General features: G+C 60.7%; 10 protein-coding genes and 1 rRNA gene. 5 read left to right on the top strand and 6 right to left on the bottom strand.

What is annotated here, in order from left to right; all coding sequences use genetic code 11:
• Nucleotides 1-168: 168 nt before the first annotated feature.
• The 3 genes from ACJ8IL_RS24650 to ACJ8IL_RS24640 all read right to left on the bottom strand — a co-directional run bounded on the left by ACJ8IL_RS24650 (nucleotide 169) and on the right by ACJ8IL_RS24640 (nucleotide 6,531).
• On the bottom strand, nucleotides 169-1,401 hold the full coding sequence (locus ACJ8IL_RS24650; RefSeq protein WP_025304962.1) for a YncE family protein: 1,233 nt from the start codon (nucleotides 1,399-1,401) through the stop codon (nucleotides 169-171).
• Between the two features lie 47 nt (nucleotides 1,402-1,448).
• Nucleotides 1,449-4,358, bottom strand: a complete 2,910-nt coding sequence (locus ACJ8IL_RS24645; protein WP_060433932.1) for a condensation domain-containing protein — start codon at nucleotides 4,356-4,358, stop codon at nucleotides 1,449-1,451.
• Nucleotides 4,359-4,437: 79 nt separating this feature from the next.
• Nucleotides 4,438-6,531 carry a TonB-dependent receptor gene (locus ACJ8IL_RS24640; RefSeq protein WP_033638948.1) on the bottom strand — a complete coding sequence of 698 codons (2,094 nt, stop codon included), beginning with the start codon at nucleotides 6,529-6,531 and terminating at the stop codon, nucleotides 4,438-4,440.
• A gap of 535 nt (nucleotides 6,532-7,066) precedes the next feature.
• Here ACJ8IL_RS24640 and ACJ8IL_RS24635 point away from each other — a divergent pair.
• Entirely contained in the window at nucleotides 7,067-8,677 is a 1,611-nt protein-coding gene (locus tag ACJ8IL_RS24635) for a condensation domain-containing protein (protein WP_442516911.1), read from the top strand.
• A 33-nt stretch (nucleotides 8,678-8,710) separates the two neighbouring features.
• Nucleotides 8,711-11,806: an amino acid adenylation domain-containing protein gene (locus ACJ8IL_RS24630; protein ID WP_442516910.1), complete on the top strand. Its 3,096-nt coding sequence runs from the start codon at nucleotides 8,711-8,713 to the stop codon at nucleotides 11,804-11,806.
• A 42-nt stretch (nucleotides 11,807-11,848) separates the two neighbouring features.
• Here ACJ8IL_RS24630 and ACJ8IL_RS24625 read toward each other — a convergent pair whose 3' ends face one another.
• The gene (locus ACJ8IL_RS24625) at nucleotides 11,849-13,192 is read right to left on the bottom strand and encodes a condensation domain-containing protein (protein WP_025304957.1); all 1,344 of its coding nucleotides are present in this window, start codon (nucleotides 13,190-13,192) and stop codon (nucleotides 11,849-11,851) included.
• Between the two features lie 273 nt (nucleotides 13,193-13,465).
• Nucleotides 13,466-14,782 carry a glutamate/aspartate:proton symporter GltP gene (gene gltP, locus ACJ8IL_RS24620; protein ID WP_043142347.1) on the bottom strand — a complete coding sequence of 439 codons (1,317 nt, stop codon included), beginning with the start codon at nucleotides 14,780-14,782 and terminating at the stop codon, nucleotides 13,466-13,468.
• A 901-nt stretch (nucleotides 14,783-15,683) separates the two neighbouring features.
• On the opposite strand from gltP, the gene acs reads away from it, so the two are divergent.
• The 3 genes from acs (at nucleotide 15,684) to actP (ending at nucleotide 19,695) form a co-directional block, all read left to right on the top strand.
• Nucleotides 15,684-17,642, top strand: a complete 1,959-nt coding sequence (acs, locus tag ACJ8IL_RS24615; protein WP_197827901.1) for an acetate--CoA ligase — start codon at nucleotides 15,684-15,686, stop codon at nucleotides 17,640-17,642.
• Nucleotides 17,643-17,734: 92 nt separating this feature from the next.
• Nucleotides 17,735-18,046, top strand: coding sequence for a DUF485 domain-containing protein (locus tag ACJ8IL_RS24610; protein ID WP_004930047.1), 312 nt, complete (start codon nucleotides 17,735-17,737; stop codon nucleotides 18,044-18,046).
• Nucleotides 18,043-19,695, top strand: a complete 1,653-nt coding sequence (actP, locus tag ACJ8IL_RS24605; RefSeq protein ID WP_089181546.1) for a cation/acetate symporter ActP — start codon at nucleotides 18,043-18,045, stop codon at nucleotides 19,693-19,695. The genes ACJ8IL_RS24610 and actP overlap by 4 nt, the downstream gene beginning before the upstream one ends.
• A 178-nt stretch (nucleotides 19,696-19,873) precedes the next feature.
• Here the strand turns inward: actP and rrf are convergent.
• Nucleotides 19,874-19,989: ribosomal RNA gene (gene rrf / locus ACJ8IL_RS24600) — 5S ribosomal RNA — on the bottom strand.
• Nucleotides 19,990-20,008 lie beyond the last annotated feature (19 nt).

The raw sequence follows: 20,008 nt of genomic DNA, 5'->3' as shown, positions 1-20,008 counted from the left end.
CGACGACAGCCAGTTTAAAGGATAGAGAGTAATCGCGTTGTGTGCGTTTAATATACTGGTTCATCACATTTTCCTCTGTGCGTGAGTAAAATGTGTCAACGCTATTCAGGACGGGTCACAGCCACTAGAAAGGGCGCCGCGGCGCCCTTTTTTTATATTTATATTCAGTTACCTGGTGTGCAGCTGAATGCGCACCACGCTTTCCGGCTTGCCGGCCTTGGTGGAAGCGCCGTCGTTTTTCACCGTCACGAACAGCGCGTCGCCTTTCGGATCCAACGCCAGGCTGTTAGGGTGCGGCGGCAGGTCTACGGTTTGCAGGCGCTTGAGCGTCTTGGCGTCGAACACCGTCAGCGTCCCGGCGCCGTGATCCACGCGCACGCCTTTGCGGTTGGCGACATACAGCCGCTGGCTGCGCTCGTCGAGCAGCAGACCGATCGGCACCTCATCCGTCAGCTCGCTGGCCAGCACTTTGCCGCTGTCCGCATCCAGCGCAAACACCCGGTGGCCACTGCTGCGCTTCACGTAGTCGTGCCCCAGATGATGGTTGCGGTAGTCGTCGCGATCGATACCCTGATCGACGCCCAGCAGGCGATTGCTCGCCGGGTCATACACCAGGTTCAGCAGCTGATCGGCCTGCACTTCGTGCGTGGCGGTGATCGCCAGCGTGTCGGCGTTCAGGGTGATCACCTGCCCCTGCATGTTGGAAACGAATACCCGACGGCCCTTCTCATCCAGCGTGATGCCCACCGCGTTGTAGCCGAAGCCCGGGATCACTTTCTCCAGCTTGCCGGCTTTGGTATCGACCACGTACAGCACGCTGTCGACGCCAAAGCCCAGGCCCGGCAGGAACAGACGGCCGCTTTGCGCGTCATACTTGAGCTCGCGGAGGCGGTACAGGTAGTCCTCGGTGATTTTGAATTTCTTCAGCTCCGCCAGCAGGAAGTCCAGGCGCTTGCCGCTGATGCCCGCCTGCTTGTAAGCCTGCTCCAGCACCGCTTTGTCCAGCAGCTTGATGCTGCCCAGCGCGTGGTTGGTAGTGGTGTCCACCACCCCGACTTCGCCGTTGAAGGCCTGCGTCAGGTACAGGCGATTGCCCGCGTCGTTCAGCGCCACGCCGAAGCCTTTCACCTGCAGTGGGATCTCTGCCTTGATCGCCAGGGTGTTGGGATCCAGCCGCAGCACGCGGGAGCGCGCCTCTTCCTTCCAGTCCGGCGCGCTGACGAACAGCGCCTGTTGCGAGGTGCTGTAGGCCATCTCCACCACCGTCGACGACAGCGCCTCGCGCTTGATGTCCTGCGGTTTGATGCCGACATCGTCCGCCTGCGCGGCGCCGGCGACCACCAGAGAGGCCGCCACCAGCAGCGACAGTAGCGCGCGCGGGGTTGCTAGGGTTCCAGACATCCTTTTATCTCCTTGAAAATCATGCTTTCGGTTAGAGTGAAACAACGTCATGCCTGCGGCCCGGGCGGCAGCGCCGCCAGAGCGATATCGCCAGCGATGTGCTGCGCAAACTGGGTAAAGACGTGCTGAACGCCATCGGCGATCAAATTGGCCTGCTCCCGGCTGTAGTGGTCCTGACGGTAGGTCATCATCACCCGCAGGGATTTCTTCCCGGCCAGATCGTCTTCCATCACCTCAAACTGCAGGCCGAGCAACGATTCGGCTTTCTCCGGCTCCACCTGACGGTAGGCGATCGTGCTGCCGTCCTGCAGCCGGAACTCGCCGTTCAGCTTGATGCGGCTGTGGATCTGGATGAACACTTCGAACATGTGGTTCTTGCGGTCGGCGTCCACGCCGAACAGCCCTTCTTCCACCAGATCGATCGGAATGTCGGTGTACGGCAGCGAGCCATTGATGGTGTTTTTCACCTGGCTGACCAACCCGGCCACCGTCAGCCCTTCGTCAAAGCGCACGCGGTGCACCACCACGGTGGTGAAATAGCCGACGGTATCGAAGAACTCGGCGTCGTTACGGCCGGAAGTCGAGGTGCCCACCAGCAGATCCGCCGGGCCGCCCAGCAGACGCAGCGCCGAGGTAATCCCGGCATACACCACGTTGAACAGCGACGCGTTGTTGCGGCGGGCAAGCTGATACAGGCCTTCCGCCACGGCAGGATCGACCTCGAACTCCAGCCAGCCGCCGTTGACGTCCGCCGGTGCCGGCACCGCCGGATGGGTGGATGCTTCTTGCCGGAAGATCGGCTGGCCGACCGGCGCGCCGCGCAGCGCATCGAGCCAGTAGTCCAGATGTTGCTGCTGCACCCCGGAGGCCCGCTGCTGCCGGGCGAAAGTGTGGAACTGCGGCGGCTGCCCGCTCCACTGCGGCGCCTGGCCGACGACGCGATGGCGATAGGCGACGCCCAGCTCGTCCATCATCAGGTTGAGCGACCATTCATCCAGCACCACATGGTGGAACAGCAACGACAGCAGCTGTTGGCCGTTGTCCGCATCGCGCAGCAGCGTGGCGCGCAGCGGCAGCTCGGCGGCCAGATCGAACCGGTGCTGGCCGGCGTCGGCCAACAGGGCGGCGGCATTACCCGCCGGCGTCTCGTGAGAGAAGCGGAACCACTGATAATCCGGCAGTTCTGCGGCCGGCACCACCACCTGCACCACCTCCCCCTGCTGCTCGACGAAGCGTGAACGCAGCACGGTATGGCGAGTCATGACGTCGATAAACGCCTGGTGCAGCGCCGTTTCGTCCACCGCATCGAAGAAGCGCAGAGAGAACGGCAGGTTGAAAATCTCGTCATGGCCGAAGGCTTCATACACCTTCCACAGCGATTCCTGCGCCAGCGACAGCGGCGCCTGCGCCCCCTCATGATCGTCGGCGATCGCTAGCGCGGCATTCGGCTGCGCAACGTTCAGGCGTTTGGCGTAGCCCGCCAACCCGCGCGCCGTCGGATGACTGAACAGATCGTTAATGTTGATTTCGATCTGATGCAGGCTCAGCAAGCGGCCGATCACCCGGGTAGCGACCAGCGAATGGCCGCCGCGATCGAAGAAGTCTTCATCCAGGGTCATTTCCGGCGCCACCAGCGCCTCACGGAACTCCTGCAAAATCAGCGGCGCAACGCTTTCGTCGGCGTCGCCGTTCGCCGCCGGCGCGGCCATCGCCGGGGAAACGGCCTCAGCCACCGGCAATGCGACGGCAATTCGCTGCCCGGCCAGGAACGCGCTGAACTGCTCCAGCAGGAAAGGCGCCGCGTGCGGAGACAGGCGCGGGTCGGTGACCAGCTCCAGCGTTAACGCTTCCGCTTCGGGCAAGCCCAATAGCAGCGCCAGTTCAAACGGCGTATGCAGCGGCGGCAGCAACAGGCGTTCGGCGTGAACGCCTTCCAGCCGCCACTCTGCGGCCAGATCGTCACGCCAGGCCACCAGCAACTGCGCCCGCTGCGGATCCGGCTGTTCAGCCACGGCCTGCGCCAGCAGCCGCTGCCCGACGTCGCCCTCGCCATGCTGCACGGTCAGGCGCATCAGCGGCGCCGCCGTCAGGCCCAGCTCCAGACCAACGCACTCTGCCGTTTCTGCGGCCGGCACGCACAGCTGCACCGCTTGGCCGCCGGCCTGCGCGGCGACGAACTCGGCAAACCGTGCCGCCACCGCCGCCAGCAAGGCCCGCGGCGTGTCGTTGGCGGGCAACAGCGAGCGATCAATGCGTGTGACCACGCGCGCGCCCACCGGCGGCAAGGCTTCAGTACGCTGCGCCGGGCTGCGGTAATCCTGCAGCGAGACCGCCTGGCGCGCCCAGGGCAGCTGTGGCGCAGGGATTTCCGGCAGCTCGACCGGCGCCGCTGCGAAAGGCAGAGGCATCGCATCTCCGTTATAGCGGGCGGACAGCATCGCCGGCAGATGGCGCCACGGCAGCGCTTCCGCCAGGATGTCATGCAATACCACGCCCAAAATCACGTCATCGGCAGGCGTGAGCAACAGCAGGCAGCGCAGCGGCGCTTCGCTTTCCAGTTCAAATGGCGCCGCCTGCACTTGCAGCAGACGACAAATGGCGTGTTGTTCATCCGCCACCTGACGCAGGCTCACCGGCAACGGCGCCGAATCGGCAGCGCGTTTAACCAAACCGTTTTCGTCATCAAAAACGTAACGCACGTTCACGCCCGGCGTTTCCCGCACCAGCGCTTGCAGCGCCGCCGTCAGTTGGGCGATATCCACCTCTCCCGTCAGGCGCCAGGCCATCGCCCGCTGCCCGCGTGCGTCACCCTGCTGCAGATGGGCAAACCATGCCCGCTCTTCGGCTTCGCTCACCGGCCGATCGCCGTTCGCCGACGCCGCGCCCAGCGCCTGAAACGCGCTCTCCAGCCGCTGGGCCTCTTCATCGCTCAGAATGCTGTCAAAATCACCGATCACTGCGTTATCTCCTTTGCCCGGCCGTGCCGGGATAGCGCATAAAACGGGGGACATTCGTCCCCCCATCATCGCGATAGCGTTAGAAATTCAGCTCAACCGCCGCGCCGACCATGCGCGGGCGCTGCTGCGTCGCGGTGTAGATATCGTTGCCGCCAACCATGATGCGACGCTCGGAGTCGAACAGGTTTTGCGCAAACAGCGTGGCGCGCCCATAGGCGAAGGTGTAGGCCAGCTGGGCGTTAGCCGACCAGTAAGAACCTATACGCCCGCGCGAATCGTTGTCATACGCCGAGTAATAGGAGTCCGAGAACGCCACGTTAGTACTCACTTCCCACCCTTTCAGGAACTGATATTTGGCGCCCATGTTGGCGGTGTAAGCCGGCGCGCGTCCCAATTCATGCCCTTCCACGCCGCTGCCCGAGAACTTTTTGATCTTGGTTTTCAGCAGGCCAACGTTACCGAACAGCTCGAAGTCCCAACGCGGCTGCCAGGTGGCGCCGATTTCCGCGCCGTAGGTTTCCACCTTGTCGGCGTTGCGGATCACGCTGGAATTTTCACCCAGGTAATAAGGCAGCTGCATGTCTTTGTAATCGTTGTAGAACACGTTGCTGGTCAGCACCACGTTGGCGTCTTTCAGGTGATGGCGGGTGTACAACTCATAGTTCCAGACATACTCGGAACCGTAGGTGTAACTGACGATCGGGCTGCTGAGAGTAATGCCTGCACCGCCAGCGTTATAACCGCGAGCGATCTTGGCACCGTAGGTTTGGGTGTCCGTCGGTTTCCAGGCCACGTCCAGTTTCGGCAGGAACACCGTGTAGGTTTCGTCGAAGTCGATGCGCACCGCCTTGCTGCCGCCATTGCGTTGGCGATGTTCGCGTTCCAGGCGGCTGGCGGCAGTCACGTCCACCTGCGGCGTCAGCGCATAGGTCAGCTCAGCGAAGGCCGAGTTAGTGTCGGTTTTATCTTTAAAAGTCGCGCCGCCGAAGATATTGACGAACTCATCCTGCTTGGCGTGGAAATAACGCAGCCCCGCCAGCCCGTGCAGGCGGCTGTCCGCGCCGCCGAAGCGTACCACCGGTTCTACGTGCACCTCTTTACCGCCGATGTCGGCGTACGGCAGCTGATAAGCCGTGGCGCGGTTAATGTTGAAATCGGTATAGATAACGCGGTTTTCCAACGCCAGGCCATCGGAGGCCTCCCAGGCCAGATCCCAGATCCCGCTGTTCACATTGCTTTTGAACACCGGCCGACGGATGTCGTGACGCGCACTCGCAGGATGCGGCTGCGGGTTGAGGCTTTCGTTCTGCGGTGCGGTGCTGCCAAAGTGGTTAAAGGTCAACTTGGTGGTCAGATCGCGCAAACCGGCCGGGTTGAACAGCAGCTTGGCACGGGCGGTGGTGGCCTCCACTTCACGCGGATCGCCCACCGGCTCATAGGCCGGCAGGTCAGCATCGCTGCGGCGACGCTGGCGATCGACGCTGACACGGAACGCCAACTGGTCTTCCACCAGCGGGCCGGACGCCATGGCGGCTAGTTGAGAGGAGTGCTGATTGCCGGCCCCGCCCTTGAAGGCGCTTTCCCATTCGAAGGTCGGGTCTTTACTGGCCATGACGATGGCGCCGGCGATGGCGTTGCGCCCCTGAATGTAACTTTGCGGGCCGCGGAACACTTCAACGCGATCCAGATCCCACAACGATTGCGGTCCGTAGGCTTGTTCGTTATAGGTCAGCGAACGGCCGTCCAACGACAGATTGAGGCGCGGCCTGGTGCCGCTGAGGAAAGCGCCGGCACCGGTGGTCGGGCCGGAGCCGTCAACGCCACGCACGGTTGGCAGATCGTTGCCGATGCCGACATCCACCACGTTGGGGGTCATGCGCAGCAAATCGGGAACCTGTGTCGCATTAGGCATAGAGGAGATGCGGTTGCTGTCGAACACTTCGACGCTGGAGCCGGTGTCGAAAATGGAACGTTTGACCTTCTCACCGGTAACCAGCAGCGTTTCCGCGTCCTGGTAGGTTTCGTTGCTCTTGGTTTCCGCCGCGTTGACGTTACCGATCGCCAGTGAACAAACCCCTAAAAATACGGAGGAAAACGCCCCAATGGCTTTCAACCCCGCCTTTTCCCCGTTTCCTACGCTTTCATGCCGTTGAGCCGCAAAATGCTTGCCCATAGATGTCTTCTCCTTTCATCCCAGAGGTGCACAAAATTTGATTTTTTTTTACACAACCTACATCGACACTCACACAGACCATGACGCTGCGGCCTTCCCGGCCTTGCTGTTGCTTATCCCTGCGGCAAACCCATGCCTTTCGCGGCCGGACGGGCGCGGCCCCGTCCACGGCTAAGCCGCCGGCGGAGCGGCCGGCAGCTTGTATAAAAACGTAAAATAATGTTAAGAATGATAATATTTTGCATTTTCTAATGCAAATCATTATCAACAAAGGTGTGAGACCTGACAAGATAACTGCCAGAAACCCTTATACTTTCGCAGGGAAAACGAGCGCTGCAATAACAAGCAATCATTTCAATGCTAAGAATAATATAGATAAATTATTCACACCCAATGCCCTCACTGCCCGGCGTCGCTAAAACGCCTTATAGATAGCACCCGATCGCCAAATGGATCAAATAATAATAATTTTCATTCCTATTAACATTTGGATATATTCTTGCAGTCTCGTTGGCTGAATCAAAATGGATACCCGATGAAAGCTTTGACCACGATGCAGGCCGCCTATTGGGTAGGCCGACAGTCCGCTCCTCCCCTCGGCGGCATGGCCGCCCACCTGTATGCGGAATTCGACGGCGGCGAGCTGGATACCGCTCGGCTGCGCCAGGCCGTCGAGGCGCTGTACCTGCACCATCCGCTGTTACGTCTGCGCATTACCGACGATGGCCGGCAGACGATCGCGCCTCCCGGCCCTCGGCACGCCTTGCATCTCGACGATTGGCAGCACGCCGATGAAGCAACGCTGGCAGCCGCGCTCGCCGCCAAACGCCAGGCAAAAAGCACCCAGCTGCTGCCGCTGGAACAGGGCGTGCCCTGCGATATCAGCCTGAGCCTGTTGCCGGAAGGGCGCAGCCGCCTGCATGTCGATCTCGACATGATCGCCGGCGATGCCATGAGCTTTCGCCTGTTGATGGAGGATCTGACGGCGTTTTATCACCGGTGTCCGCCGCCCCCCTCCGATGACGCACCAGCGGCCTACTTTGATCACCTCGAACGACGCGACGCCGACGAGGCGCTACGCCAGCGGCGCGAACGCGGCCAGCGTTGGTGGCGTGAACGCCTGGCGCAGGTGCCCCCGGCGCCGTGCCTGCTGCGCACGCCGGACCGCTGCCGCAGCGATCGCCTGGCCGTACAGCTGAATGCAGAAGAAAGCCGCGCGCTGGAGAATGTCGCCAAGCGGCACCACACCTCCCTCTCTACGCTGTTTTTAGCGCTGTTCGCACTGGCCGTCGGCCAGGGTTGGAATATGACGCGCTTCCGGCTCAACGTGCCGCTGTTCCACCGCGAAAGCGAACGGGAGGACGCGCATCGTCTTATCGGCGATTTCTCTAACCTAGTGCTGCTCGGCGTGGAGCTGAACCCGACGGAAAACCTGAGCGCTTTCTGCCGGCGCCTGATGGCACAGCTGGCAGAGCTTATCGAACATGCGGATTACCCCGGCGTGAGCGTGATGCGCGATCTGTCGCGCCTGCACGGCAGCCTGCAGCCTTCTCCGGTGGTGTTTACCGCTGGTTTCGGCATCCGCGGCAAGACGCTGTTTTCCGAACGGGTCACCGACACCTTCGGCCGTCTCGGCTGGGTCATCTCTCAAGGACCGCAGGTTGCGCTGGATGCGCAGGTCGCCCACGTCGACGACGGCATTCTGATTAACTGGGACGTGCGGCTGGACGCATTCCCCGAGCACGCGCTGCCGCGCCTGCTGGCCTGTTATCGTGCGCTGCTGCACCTGGCCGCACGGCAAACGGAGGCGTTCGATCGCCCGCTGTCACAGCTGTTGGCGCAATGCACACCCGACGCGCTGGCGCAGCAGGCACCGGTGCGCCAGGTGCTGCACCGGCTGCTGGCGCGGGTGGCTCCCGAGGCCAGCTTGCACGACCACGACGATATCCACCGCTTGGCCCTGCCGGATGCTGGGGTGAACGCGCTGCTGACGGTGCTCAACAAATATCTGGCGGCGGCGCTGACGGCGCAGGATCTGGCGGCGCATCCCTCTCCGGCGGCGCTGGCGGCATTGATCTGCCAACGCTCGCCCGAGGCAGGACGGAATGCGAAAACGCTGCTCGCCGCGCTGGCGCCGCAGCACTGAGATTTAATCGGTTAGCGACTATAGGGAAGTACCATGGAGACACCATTAACCGCACTGCAGCAGGCCTATCTTCTGGGCCGCAGCGATCGATGGCCGCTGGGCGGCGTGGCGATGCACGACTTTCGCGAATATCGCGCCCGGCAGCTGGACGTACCGCGCCTTGAAGCGCGCCTGACCGGGCTGGTTCAACACTACCCGGCACTGCGCACCTGCATCGATGTGCCGCGCGGCACGCAGCACGTACGCCCGGAAACCACGCTGCATCTGGATCGCCACGATCTGCGCGCCCTTGATGGTGAAGCGGCGCAGCGCCAGGTCGAACAACTGCGCGCGCGTTACTCCCACCAGCGCCACGATCCGAGCCAACCTCTGTGGCGCATCGCCGTGATCCAACTTGCCGAACAGCAGGATCCGACGGGATCGCCGTACGATACGCTGATCTTTACCAGCTTCGATGCCTTGATCTTAGACGGCCAGGGGATCTCCACCGTGATCGCGCGCCTGTTCGACGATCGCCCTCTGGCGCCGACCGCCGCCGCCTTGCCGCCCCCCGCCGCATCGGCGGCGCAACGCCAGGCCGATGCCGCCTACTGGCGCGAAAAGCTGCAGGATGTCACCACCCCGTCGGCGTTGCCGTGGCGCGCCCCGCTCGCCAATCTCACCTCATCACGCTATCGCCGCGCCAGCCTGACGTTGCCGCACGACACGGTTAAACAGCTTGGCCGTCTGGGATCGCCGCATGCGCTGCTGCGCAACAGCCTGCTGTCGGCGCTGATCCTCGATACGCTGGCCCACTGGACCACCGACGGCGAGCTGTGCGTCGGGGTGCCGGTGGCGTTCCCCGCCGCCGACGGCGCCCTGGGCAACGCCTCCAGCTTCGTGGCGGTGCGCTATTCGCGCTACGGCGAAGACTTTATCCAGCGCGCGCAAGCCTTGCAGGACGACGTGCTCGGCGCGCTCGATCACCTGGCGTTTTCCGGCGTCGATCTGGCGCGGCAGTTGCTCGGCCAAAGCCAGGGCGGCCCGGCGCTGCCGGTGATCCTGACCAATTGCCTGGGTTGGGAAACGCTGCCAGCCGAGGCGCCGGTGCGCTTTCACGACGGCCTGACCCAAACGCCGCAGGTCGCCATCGATATCCGCCTGACGTTGGACAGCGAAAAAAATCTGCAGCTGTGCGTGGACTACGCCGAGCAGGCGCTGCATGGCGAACAGGTAGAAGCGATGCTGGCGGCGTTGCAGCGACGCATCCTGCACAGTTGCCAACGGGCCGACCTGGCGATCGCGCCGCGCGACTTCATCGATCTGGCGCATTACCGCCACAACGACAGCGAAGCGAATTACGCGCCTTATCCTTATCTGGCGCAGCTGGCCGAGCGGCTGTTCGGCGCGCAAGACGGCGGCAATGCGCTGATCTGCGGCGAGCAGACGCTAACCTACCGCGAGCTGGGCCAGCGGATCGCCACGGCGATCGCCAACCTGCAGAGCCGCGGCGTGCAGCCGGGCAACGTGGTGGCACTGTATCTGCCGCGCAGCCCGGAACAGATCATCTTCAGCCTCGCCTGCGCCCTGCAGGGCGTGGTCTGGGTGCCTATCGATATCAACTCGCCGCCGGAACGCACCGCCTACCTGCTGGAGAATTGCCGGCCGACGCTGGTAGTGCACGGCGGCGATCTCGAAACGCCGATCGGCGTGACGCCGGCGACCCTGCTGGCGCAGGCGGATCGCGCACCCGCGCTGCCGGATGAACGGACGCTGGTTGAACGCAGCGCCAGCCAGGCCGCGAGCTACTACCTGTATACCTCCGGCACCACCGGTAAGCCTAAATGCGTGGTGCTTAACAACCGCGCCACCGCCAACGTCGTGCACCAAACCCAACAGTGCTGGAGAGTCACCGCCGACGATGTCTTCATTTCCGTTACGCCGCCGCACCATGACATGTCGATGTTCGATCTGTTCGGTTCGCTGTGCGCCGGCGCCACGCTGGTGCTGCCGGCGCCACATCAGGAAAAGGATGCCATCAGCTGGAACCAACTGGTGGAAAAACATCGGGTCACCCTGTGGTGTTCGGTACCCGCCATTCTGGAGATGCTGCTCACCTGCAAAACGGCCGACAGCCTGCGCTCGCTGCGCCTGGTGGCGCAAGGCGGCGACTATATCAAGCCGGCGACGGTACAAACCCTGCGTACCCTGCGCCAGGATCTCGCGCTGTTCTCACTCGGCGGGCCGACCGAAACCACCATCTGGAGCATCTGGCACCCGATCGCCCCACAGGAGAGCGGCACCGTGCCTTACGGCCGCCCGCTGCCGGCTAACCGCTACTTCATCTGCCATGACGACGGCAGCCACTGCCCGGCCGGCGTGGTCGGCCGCATTCACACCGCCGGGGTGAACCTGGCGTTAGGCTATCTGGAGCAGGGGGAGCTGAAGCAGCACGATTTCGTTACCCTCGAAGGACCGGACGGGCAACCGCTGCGCGCTTTCCGCACCGGCGATCAGGGCTATTACCGTGCGGACGGCAACATCATGTTCGCCACCCGGGTGAACGGCTATGTGAAGATCCGCGGCGTGCGCGTCTCGCTGCCGGAAATCGAAGACGTGCTGCGCCGCCATCCGGCGATCCTGGATATGGTAGTGGTGGATTATCCCAGCGGAGAGAACAACGAGGCAGCGCTCGGCGCCCTGTATCTGACCCGCGACGGCAAGCCGCTGCCGCTGTCCGAGATCCGCGCCTTCGCCACCGGCTATCTGCCCTGTACCCATATCCCCACGCGCTTTATCCATGCCGAGGCGCTGCCGCTGTCCGCCAACGGTAAAACCGATCGCCATCGCATCCGCGCCGACCTGAGCCACCAGCAAACCGCGCCGGCGTTGAACGCCTGCGCGGCCCCGCCGCCGAACGCACCGGTGGCGCGCAGCGCCGAGATCCTGACCATTTACTGGCAGGCGATTGGCGTAACGCCGCGCCCGGACTGGGGGGAAGAGACGGCGTTTATCGCCATGGGACTGAAGCTGCCGCATATCAAACAGGTGACGGCACGCCTCAATGACGCTTTCGGCACCCGTCTGGTAAGCAGTGCGCTCTTGCCATGCAAGAACGCACGCGAAGTGGCGGCGTTGCTGGCCAGCTGAAACCATACCACTCGGGCGGGGACATCCCCCGCCCGCATTTTCTCAGGCGGGTAACGCCGTCAGGGCCGCCAGCGGTTGCTCCCAGGCTTCCTGCTGCAGCGCACGCAACAGAAATTCTTGCAGCGCCTCGCCATAGTCCAACGCATCCTCCGTCGGGAACTGTTCCAGATAAATATCGATATCCACCTGCAGATCGCGGGCGTCGGTGCGGCCGCGATACGTCAGGTTAAAACCGTCGCCCGAGCCGCCGGCCAATACGCTGCGGGTACCGCGACAGCCAGTAAAACGAGGCGCATCGAAGGGTTGCACGTTGATGAAGGGGGAAATAAAGAAGCGCGAGCCCGGATCCACACCGCGATCGGCGGCCAATTGGCGCAGACGGTAGCCGGCGTGGCTGCGCAGCTCCCGCAGCTGCTGCGTCAGCGTGGTGAGAAAGCTCCCCAGCGTCTCCGCTTGCGGCGGTGACACCAGCAGCGGCAGCGTGTTGACCGCCAGCGAAGGCACGTTAGTGGCTGCCTGCCCACGGCGATTCATCGCCGGCATCCACATCGGCAGCGTATCGCCTTGCCGGGCACAGCGCGGCATCACCTGAAACAGCCAGGCCGCCGACAGCGCCACCAGCAAGTCGGGCCAATTGATGCCGCTACGCTCCGCCAACTGCGCCAGAGAGTGCGACACCGCCGCCGGCAGCCGGTGGTGGGTGCTCAGACGCCGTACGCCATAGGCCTCACCGCCCTTGCGCACCGTCGGCAGCACCTGCGACGGCGGCAGATAGGTCTGCCAAAAGCGCCGATCGCGCTCGCATCGCTCAGAATCAGCGTAGGCCAGCTCGGCCTGTTGAAAGACGTCGAAGGCGCCCAGAGGCATACCTGCGCTGCCCTCACCCAGATAGTGCGCATATAACGCGGCGCAGCGGTGTTCGATCAGGGCCATGCCGAAGCCATCAACCAGAATATGGTGCGCACGCACGTACCAGAGGTAGCGCTCCGGCCCCAGCTTGAGCAGCCAGGCTGCGGCTAACGGTTCGCTGTGCAGCGCCCGGCGCTGCGCGATATCTTCGCGCATCAGGTTTTGCGCCGCCTGCCAGGGATCGTCGTGCGTTTGCAGATCGATGCGTTGCAATGGCGGCGTGCGCTGTGGATCGTAACGTAACAGCGGGGGAGAGTCGCCATGCCGCTCACCAAAGCGCAAGGCAAACGCCTGCGTCTCGGCGAGAGTGGTGGCGATCGCCCGGCAGAGCGTCTCTTCCTCTACCGCGCCGCACAGTTCGGTGCAATGTGCGACGGTGGACAGAGTCTGCCCAGGGTGCAAGGTGTGTTCTTCCCAGAAATCAAGCTGCGCTGGCGCCAGCGGCAACCATTCAGAGGCCAAAGCGGTGTCCGACATGTTACCTACCTTTGATAAGCCCGAATAAAGACGTCGAGCGGGCGTAACCCCGCCGTTCAACGGCTTTTGCGTGTCTCCATACATCATCAAATGAAAATGATAATAACATCTATTATCATTTCTATTAATTTGGTAACACTTTAGATTTTGTTAAGCGGGGATGCAAGTCGCGCAGTTGGGCAGAGAAAAGAAAGTGGCAGGTTGAAGGGCCAGAAAAACAAAACGCCCCGGCACAACTGCCTGGGGCGTTTTTAACGTCGGCGATACTCGTGATTAGGCCTGGTTGGCCGGCTTCACCTTCTGCGCCAGAAACTCCGTTTCGTAAGCCAGCGCCTTCTTGCGATCGAACTGGTGCTCCCACTTGGCGATCACCAGTACCGCCAGCGCGTTGCCCACCACGTTCAGCGCGGTACGCGCCATATCCAGGATACGGTCCACGCCGGCGATGAACGCCAGGCCTTCCAGCGGGATGCCGACGCTGCCCAACGTCGCCAGCAGCACCACGAACGAGACCCCCGGCACGCCGGCGATCCCTTTCGAGGTTACCATCAGCGTCAGCACCAGCACGATCTCCTGCCCCAACGACAGTTCGATGCCGTACAGCTGGGCGATAAAGATAGCGGCGATGCTCTGGTACAGCGTCGAGCCATCCAGGTTAAAAGAGTAGCCAGTCGGCACCACGAAGCTAGTGATCGACTTGGGCGCGCCGTAAGCCTCCATCTTTTCGATGATGCGCGGCAGCACCGTTTCCGAGCTGGCGGTGGAATAAGCCAGGATCAGTTCGTCTTTCAGGATGCGGATCAGCGTCCAGATGCGCAGATTGCACAGCCGGGCGACCGCCCCCAGCACCACCAGGGCGAAGAACGCGATGGCGAAGTATACCAGCAGCACCAGCTTGGCCAGCGGCAGCAGCGAAGCGAAACCGAAGTTGGCTACCGTGACCGAAATCAGACCGAATACCCCGATCGGCGCATAGCGCATGATCATGTGGGTGACTTTGAACATGCTCTCGGACACCGCCTTGAACACCTTCAGCAACGGCTCTTTGGTCTCTTTCGGCAACGACGACAGCCCCAGACCGAACAGCACCGAGAAGAAGATAATCGGCAGCATGTCGCCCTTGGCCATCGACGAGAAGACGTTCGATGGGATCAGCGACAGAATGGTCGCCACCAGACTGTGCGAACCGCTTTGCACCTGTTCGGTGGTTTTCTCATACTGCGAAATGTCCACCGTGGTCAACGTCGACATGTCGATGCCGTGGCCGGGTTGGAATACGTTGGCCAGCGTCAACCCCACCACGATGGCGATCGTGGTGATCACTTCGAAGTAAATAATGGTTTTCAATCCGATGCGGCCCAGCTTTTTCGCATCCCCCACGCCGGCAATACCGACGATCAGCGTGGAAATAACGATCGGCACCACAATCATCTTGATCAGACGAATAAAGATATCACCCGCCGGGCTGAGAATATTGCTGACCAGCCACTCACGAGATTCTGTCTGGTTGTGCAATACCGCGCCAACAATAATACCCAGTACCAACGCGATCAGGATTTGCCAAGCCAGGCTAATTTTTACACTTTTCATACCCAAAAAGTCCTCAAAGACTCTTTGCGCCGTACAAAGTCGCAACACGGCGAAAAGAATACTTAATCATTTATTACAGGCTTATGTTAATTCAGTGGAAGCGTTCACCTGCCCTGGGTGCGACGCAGTATAAATCTGTATCATCCGGGCGGCATGCTCTGCAAGCCTTGATTTGTCAGGGTTGAGCGCTGAATCGAATCACAAAAATTTCGCGTAACTATTTCAAATGGCATAATTGCTTGTTATTAAAAACATAATTTTTCAGATAATGAAGCACATAACCGCGCCGGTGACGTTTTTTTGAACGCGATTAAAATGCGTTATTTTTCGTCCATTCTGCATATTTAGTCCGCACCGAATGTTTATATTTTGTTACTCAAAAGTCAAATAAATGGGAATTGGCCGAGTGACATTTTCACCCATAAATGCAGCGCCATTTTATATTTAGATTAAAAATCGAACGATACCGCAGGATGAATGCCATAGGGTATTTCCCGATTTTTCATCAGGTATGAAGCATTAATAGAACGTTATTTCACGATGTGCCGTCCATCGTTATATCGCGTTAATACCAACTTCGAATATTAATAGCGAAAAATAATCAAAAAAGATTTATAGCGCGAAATAATGCTGGTCTCTCCCATCCTTATTAAGCGCGAGGCAAATACCCTCGCCTTTTTTTATTCTTTTTTGTTCTTTAGATAAGTGTTTTTGGTTAAAAACGTGGGTTTATGAGGATTTAAGCGCCAAATAGATAGATATGCCCTGCAAATGCGACAGAACGATTACAAATCAATATCTTTGTTGCGTGATCTGCCGCGCAAAAAAGAAACAAAGAATCGTAGCAAACTATACTTAACCTTCAGTTGACATATCATTAACAACTTCAAGGAGAAAAGCTATGAGCCAACTGCATAAACACGCTATTCCTTCTGCAATTGCAGAACGCGCCCTGATTAATCCGGCACAATACCAACAGTATTATCAACAGTCGGTTCAAGACCCAGAGGCTTTCTGGGGTGAGCATGGCAAAATCCTGGACTGGATCAAACCCTATACCAAAGTCAAAAACACCTCGTTCGATCCGGGCCACGTCAGCATCCGTTGGTTTGAAGACGGCACGTTGAACCTGGCGGCCAACTGTCTGGATCGTCATTTGGCCGAGCGCGGCGACCAGACCGCCATTATCTGGGAAGGCGACGACCCGACCCAATCCAAGAACGTGACTTACAAACAGCTGCACCATGACGTCTGCCAGTTCGCCAACGTGCTGAAAAAGCTCGGCGTGAAAAAAGGCGACGTGGTGGCTATCTATATGCCGATGGTGCCGGAAGCGGCGGTCGCGATGCTGGCCTGCGCGCGTATCGGCGCCGTACATTCGGTGATCTTCGGCGGCTTCTCACCGGAAGCGGTCGCCGGACGCATTATCGACTCCAACGCTAGGCTGGTGATCACCGCCGATGAAGGCCTGCGCGCCGGCCGTGCCGTGCCGCTGAAAAAGAACGTCGACGATGCGCTGAAAAATCCCGGCGTAGTCAGCGTGGCCAACGTCGTGGTGTTCCAACGCACCGGGAAACCGGGCTACTGGCAGGAAGGGCGCGATCTGTGGTGGCATGAGCTGACCCAGGGCGTCTCCGCCGACTGCCCGCCGGCAGAAGTGAACGCCGAAGATCCGCTGTTTATCCTGTACACCTCCGGCTCGACCGGCAAACCGAAAGGCGTACTGCACACCACCGGCGGCTACCTGGTCTACGCCGCGATGACCTTTAAGTATGTGTTCGACTACCACGACGGCGACATTTATTGGTGCACCGCCGACGTGGGCTGGGTCACCGGCCACAGCTATCTGCTGTACGGCCCGCTGGCCTGCGGCGCCACCACGCTGATGTTCGAAGGCGTGCCTAACTATCCGGGCGTTAATCGCCTGTCGCAAGTGATCGACAAGCACCAGGTCAACATTCTGTATACCGCACCGACCGCCATTCGCGCCCTGATGGCCGAAGGCGACAAGGCGATCGAGGGCACACGACGCGATTCGCTGCGTATCATGGGCTCGGTCGGCGAGCCGATCAACCCGGAAGCCTGGGAGTGGTACTACAACAAGATAGGCAATGCAAAGTGCCCGATCGTCGACACCTGGTGGCAAACCGAAACCGGCGGCTTCATGATTACCCCGCTGCCTGGCGCCACCGAGCTGAAAGCCGGGTCTGCTACGCGGCCTTTCTTCGGCGTACAGCCGGCATTGGTCGATAACGTCGGCACACCGCAGGAAGGCGCCTGCGAAGGCAACCTGGTGATCGTCGATTCCTGGCCGGGCCAGGCGCGTACCCTGTTCGGCGATCATGACCGCTTCGAGCAAACCTACTTCTCGACTTTCAAAGGCATGTACTTCAGCGGTGACGGCGCACGCCGCGACGAAGACGGTTACTACTGGATCACCGGCCGCGTCGATGACGTGCTGAACGTCTCCGGCCACCGTCTGGGCACCGCCGAGATTGAGTCCGCGCTGGTATCGCACCCGAAAATCGCCGAAGCGGCAGTGGTCGGCATTCCTCATAACATCAAAGGCCAGGCGATCTACGCCTACATCACGCTGAACCACGGCGAAGAACCGACGCCGGAGCTCTATACCGAAGTGCGCAACTGGGTGCGCAAAGAGATAGGGCCGATCGCCACGCCGGACGTACTGCACTGGACAGATTCGCTGCCCAAAACGCGCTCCGGCAAGATCATGCGGCGTATCCTGCGCAAAATTGCCGCCGGCGACACCAGCAACCTGGGGGATACCTCTACGCTGGCGGATCCGGCCGTCGTCGACAAGCTGTTGGAAGAAAAACAATCAATGAAAGTGCCGTCATAATTTATGCCGCTTCAGGCCGCTCAATCCGGATCACGCACCGTTGAGCGGCCCTGGCGCGGCGTACTCTCTCAATACCGACTGGAGACACTCTGATGAATGACACCATTTATCAAGGGATTGAAGAAAACCCGCGCTTTAAAGAGCTGGTGAGAAAACGCGGCCGGTTCGCCTGGCTGCTTTCACTGATTACGCTGGCGCTGTACGTCGGCTTTATTCTGTTGATCGCCTTCGATCCGCAATGGCTCGGCACGCCGATCGCCGCCGGATCGACCATCACCCGCGGGATCCCGGTCGGCGTCGGGCTGATCGTGATCTCTTTCGTCTTGACCGGGATCTACGTGTTTCGCGCCAACGGCGAATTCGATCGCCTCACCGCAGAGATTCTGCGTGAGGTGAAACAATGAAGCGCTTATTGTCCGCCGCCGCGCTGCTGTTGCTGCCCGGTCTGGCCTGCGCCGACGCCATTGGCGGCGAGGTGCATCGCCAGCCGCTGAACATCCAGGCGATCGTGATGTTTATCCTGTTTGTCGGCGCCACGCTCTACATCACCTATTGGGCCTCCAAACGCACCCGTTCCCGTCAGGACTACTACACCGCGGGCGGGCGAATCACCGGTCTGCAAAACGGGCTGGCGATCGCCGGTGACTTCATGTCCGCCGCCTCGTTCCTCGGTATCTCCGCCCTGGTCTACACCTCGGGCTATGACGGACTGATTTACTCCATCGGCTTCCTCATCGGCTGGCCGATCATTCTGTTCCTGATCGCGGAGCGCTTGCGCAACCTCGGCCGTTATACCTTTGCCGATGTCGCCTCTTACCGTCTGCAGCAGAAACCAATCCGCACCCTCTCGGCCTGCGGCTCGTTGGTGGTGGTGGCGCTGTATCTGATCGCGCAGATGGTCGGCGCCGGCAAGCTGATCCAGCTGCTGTTCGGGCTCAACTACCATGTGGCGGTGATCCTGGTCGGCATCCTGATGGTGCTGTACGTGCTGTTCGGCGGCATGCTGGCCACCACCTGGGTGCAGATCATCAAGGCGGTGCTGCTGCTGGCCGGCGCCAGTTTTATGGCGCTGATGGTGATGAAGTCGGTTAACTTCGACTTCAATACCCTGTTCGCCGAAGCGGTGAAGGTGCATCCGAAAGGCATCGCCATCATGAGCCCCGGTGGTCTGGTCTCCGATCCGATTTCCGCGCTGTCGCTTGGCCTGGCGCTGATGTTCGGCACCGCCGGTCTGCCGCACATCCTGATGCGTTTCTTCACCGTGAGTGACGCCAAGGAAGCGCGCAAGAGCGTGTTCTACGCCACCGGCTTTATCGGTTACTTCTATATTCTGACCTTTATCATCGGCTTCGGCGCCATCTTGCTGGTCAGCGCCAATCCGGCGTTCAAAGACGCCACCGGCGCGCTGCTGGGCGGCACCAATATGGCGGCGGTGCACCTGGCCAATGCCGTTGGCGGCAACTTCTTCCTCGGCTTTATCTCGGCGGTGGCCTTCGCCACCATTCTGGCGGTCGTTGCAGGCCTGACGCTGGCCGGTGCCTCGGCGGTTTCCCACGATCTGTACGCCAGCGTGATGAAAAACGGCAAGGCGACCGAGCGTGACGAGCTGAAGGTCTCAAAGGTCACCGTCGTGGTATTGGGCCTGGTTGCTATTGCCCTGGGGATTTTGTTCGAGAAGCAGAATATCGCCTTTATGGTCGGGCTGGCGTTCTCTATCGCTGCCAGCTGTAACTTCCCTATCATCATCCTGTCGATGTACTGGTCGCGTTTGACGACCCGCGGCGCGATGATTGGCGGCTGGCTGGGTCTGTTAACGGCGGTGATTCTGATGATCCTCGGCCCGACGATCTGGGTGCAGATCCTCGGCCATGAAAAACCGATTTACCCGTATGAATACCCGGCGCTGTTCTCGATGATCGTGGCCTTTGTCGGCACCTGGCTGTTCTCGATCACCGACAGCTCGCTGGCCGGGCAGCAGGAGCGGGAACGCTTCCGGGCGCAGTTTGTCCGTTCGCAAACCGGGCTGGGTATCTCTCAGGGCAGCTCGCATTAATCGAATAATAAGTGAAAAAAAGCAAACACACCCTAATCAAAGGCCCTTCGGGGCCTTTTCTCTGGCTGTCTGTCGGAGATAAGCTGGGGAGAGCAGCGCAGCGTAGCTGCGCTTTTTTACGTTTTACGCATAGCAAAAAGCCCTGAACGTCAGTTCAGGGCTTTCGGCTTTATTTGATGCCTGGCAGTGTCCTGCTCTCGCATGGGGAGACCCCACACTACCATCGGCGCTACGGCGTTTCACTTCTGAGTTCGGCATGGGGTCAGGTGGGACCACCGCGCTATTGCCGCCAGGCAAATTCTGTTTCATTCCA

Origin of the sequence: Serratia sp. CY47444 (genome assembly GCF_052168635.1) — a bacterium.
In the GTDB taxonomy this organism is placed as follows: domain Bacteria; phylum Pseudomonadota; class Gammaproteobacteria; order Enterobacterales; family Enterobacteriaceae; genus Serratia; species Serratia bockelmannii.
Note: the sequence above shows the minus strand (reverse complement) of the source record. Positions and strands in the feature narration are given on the sequence as shown.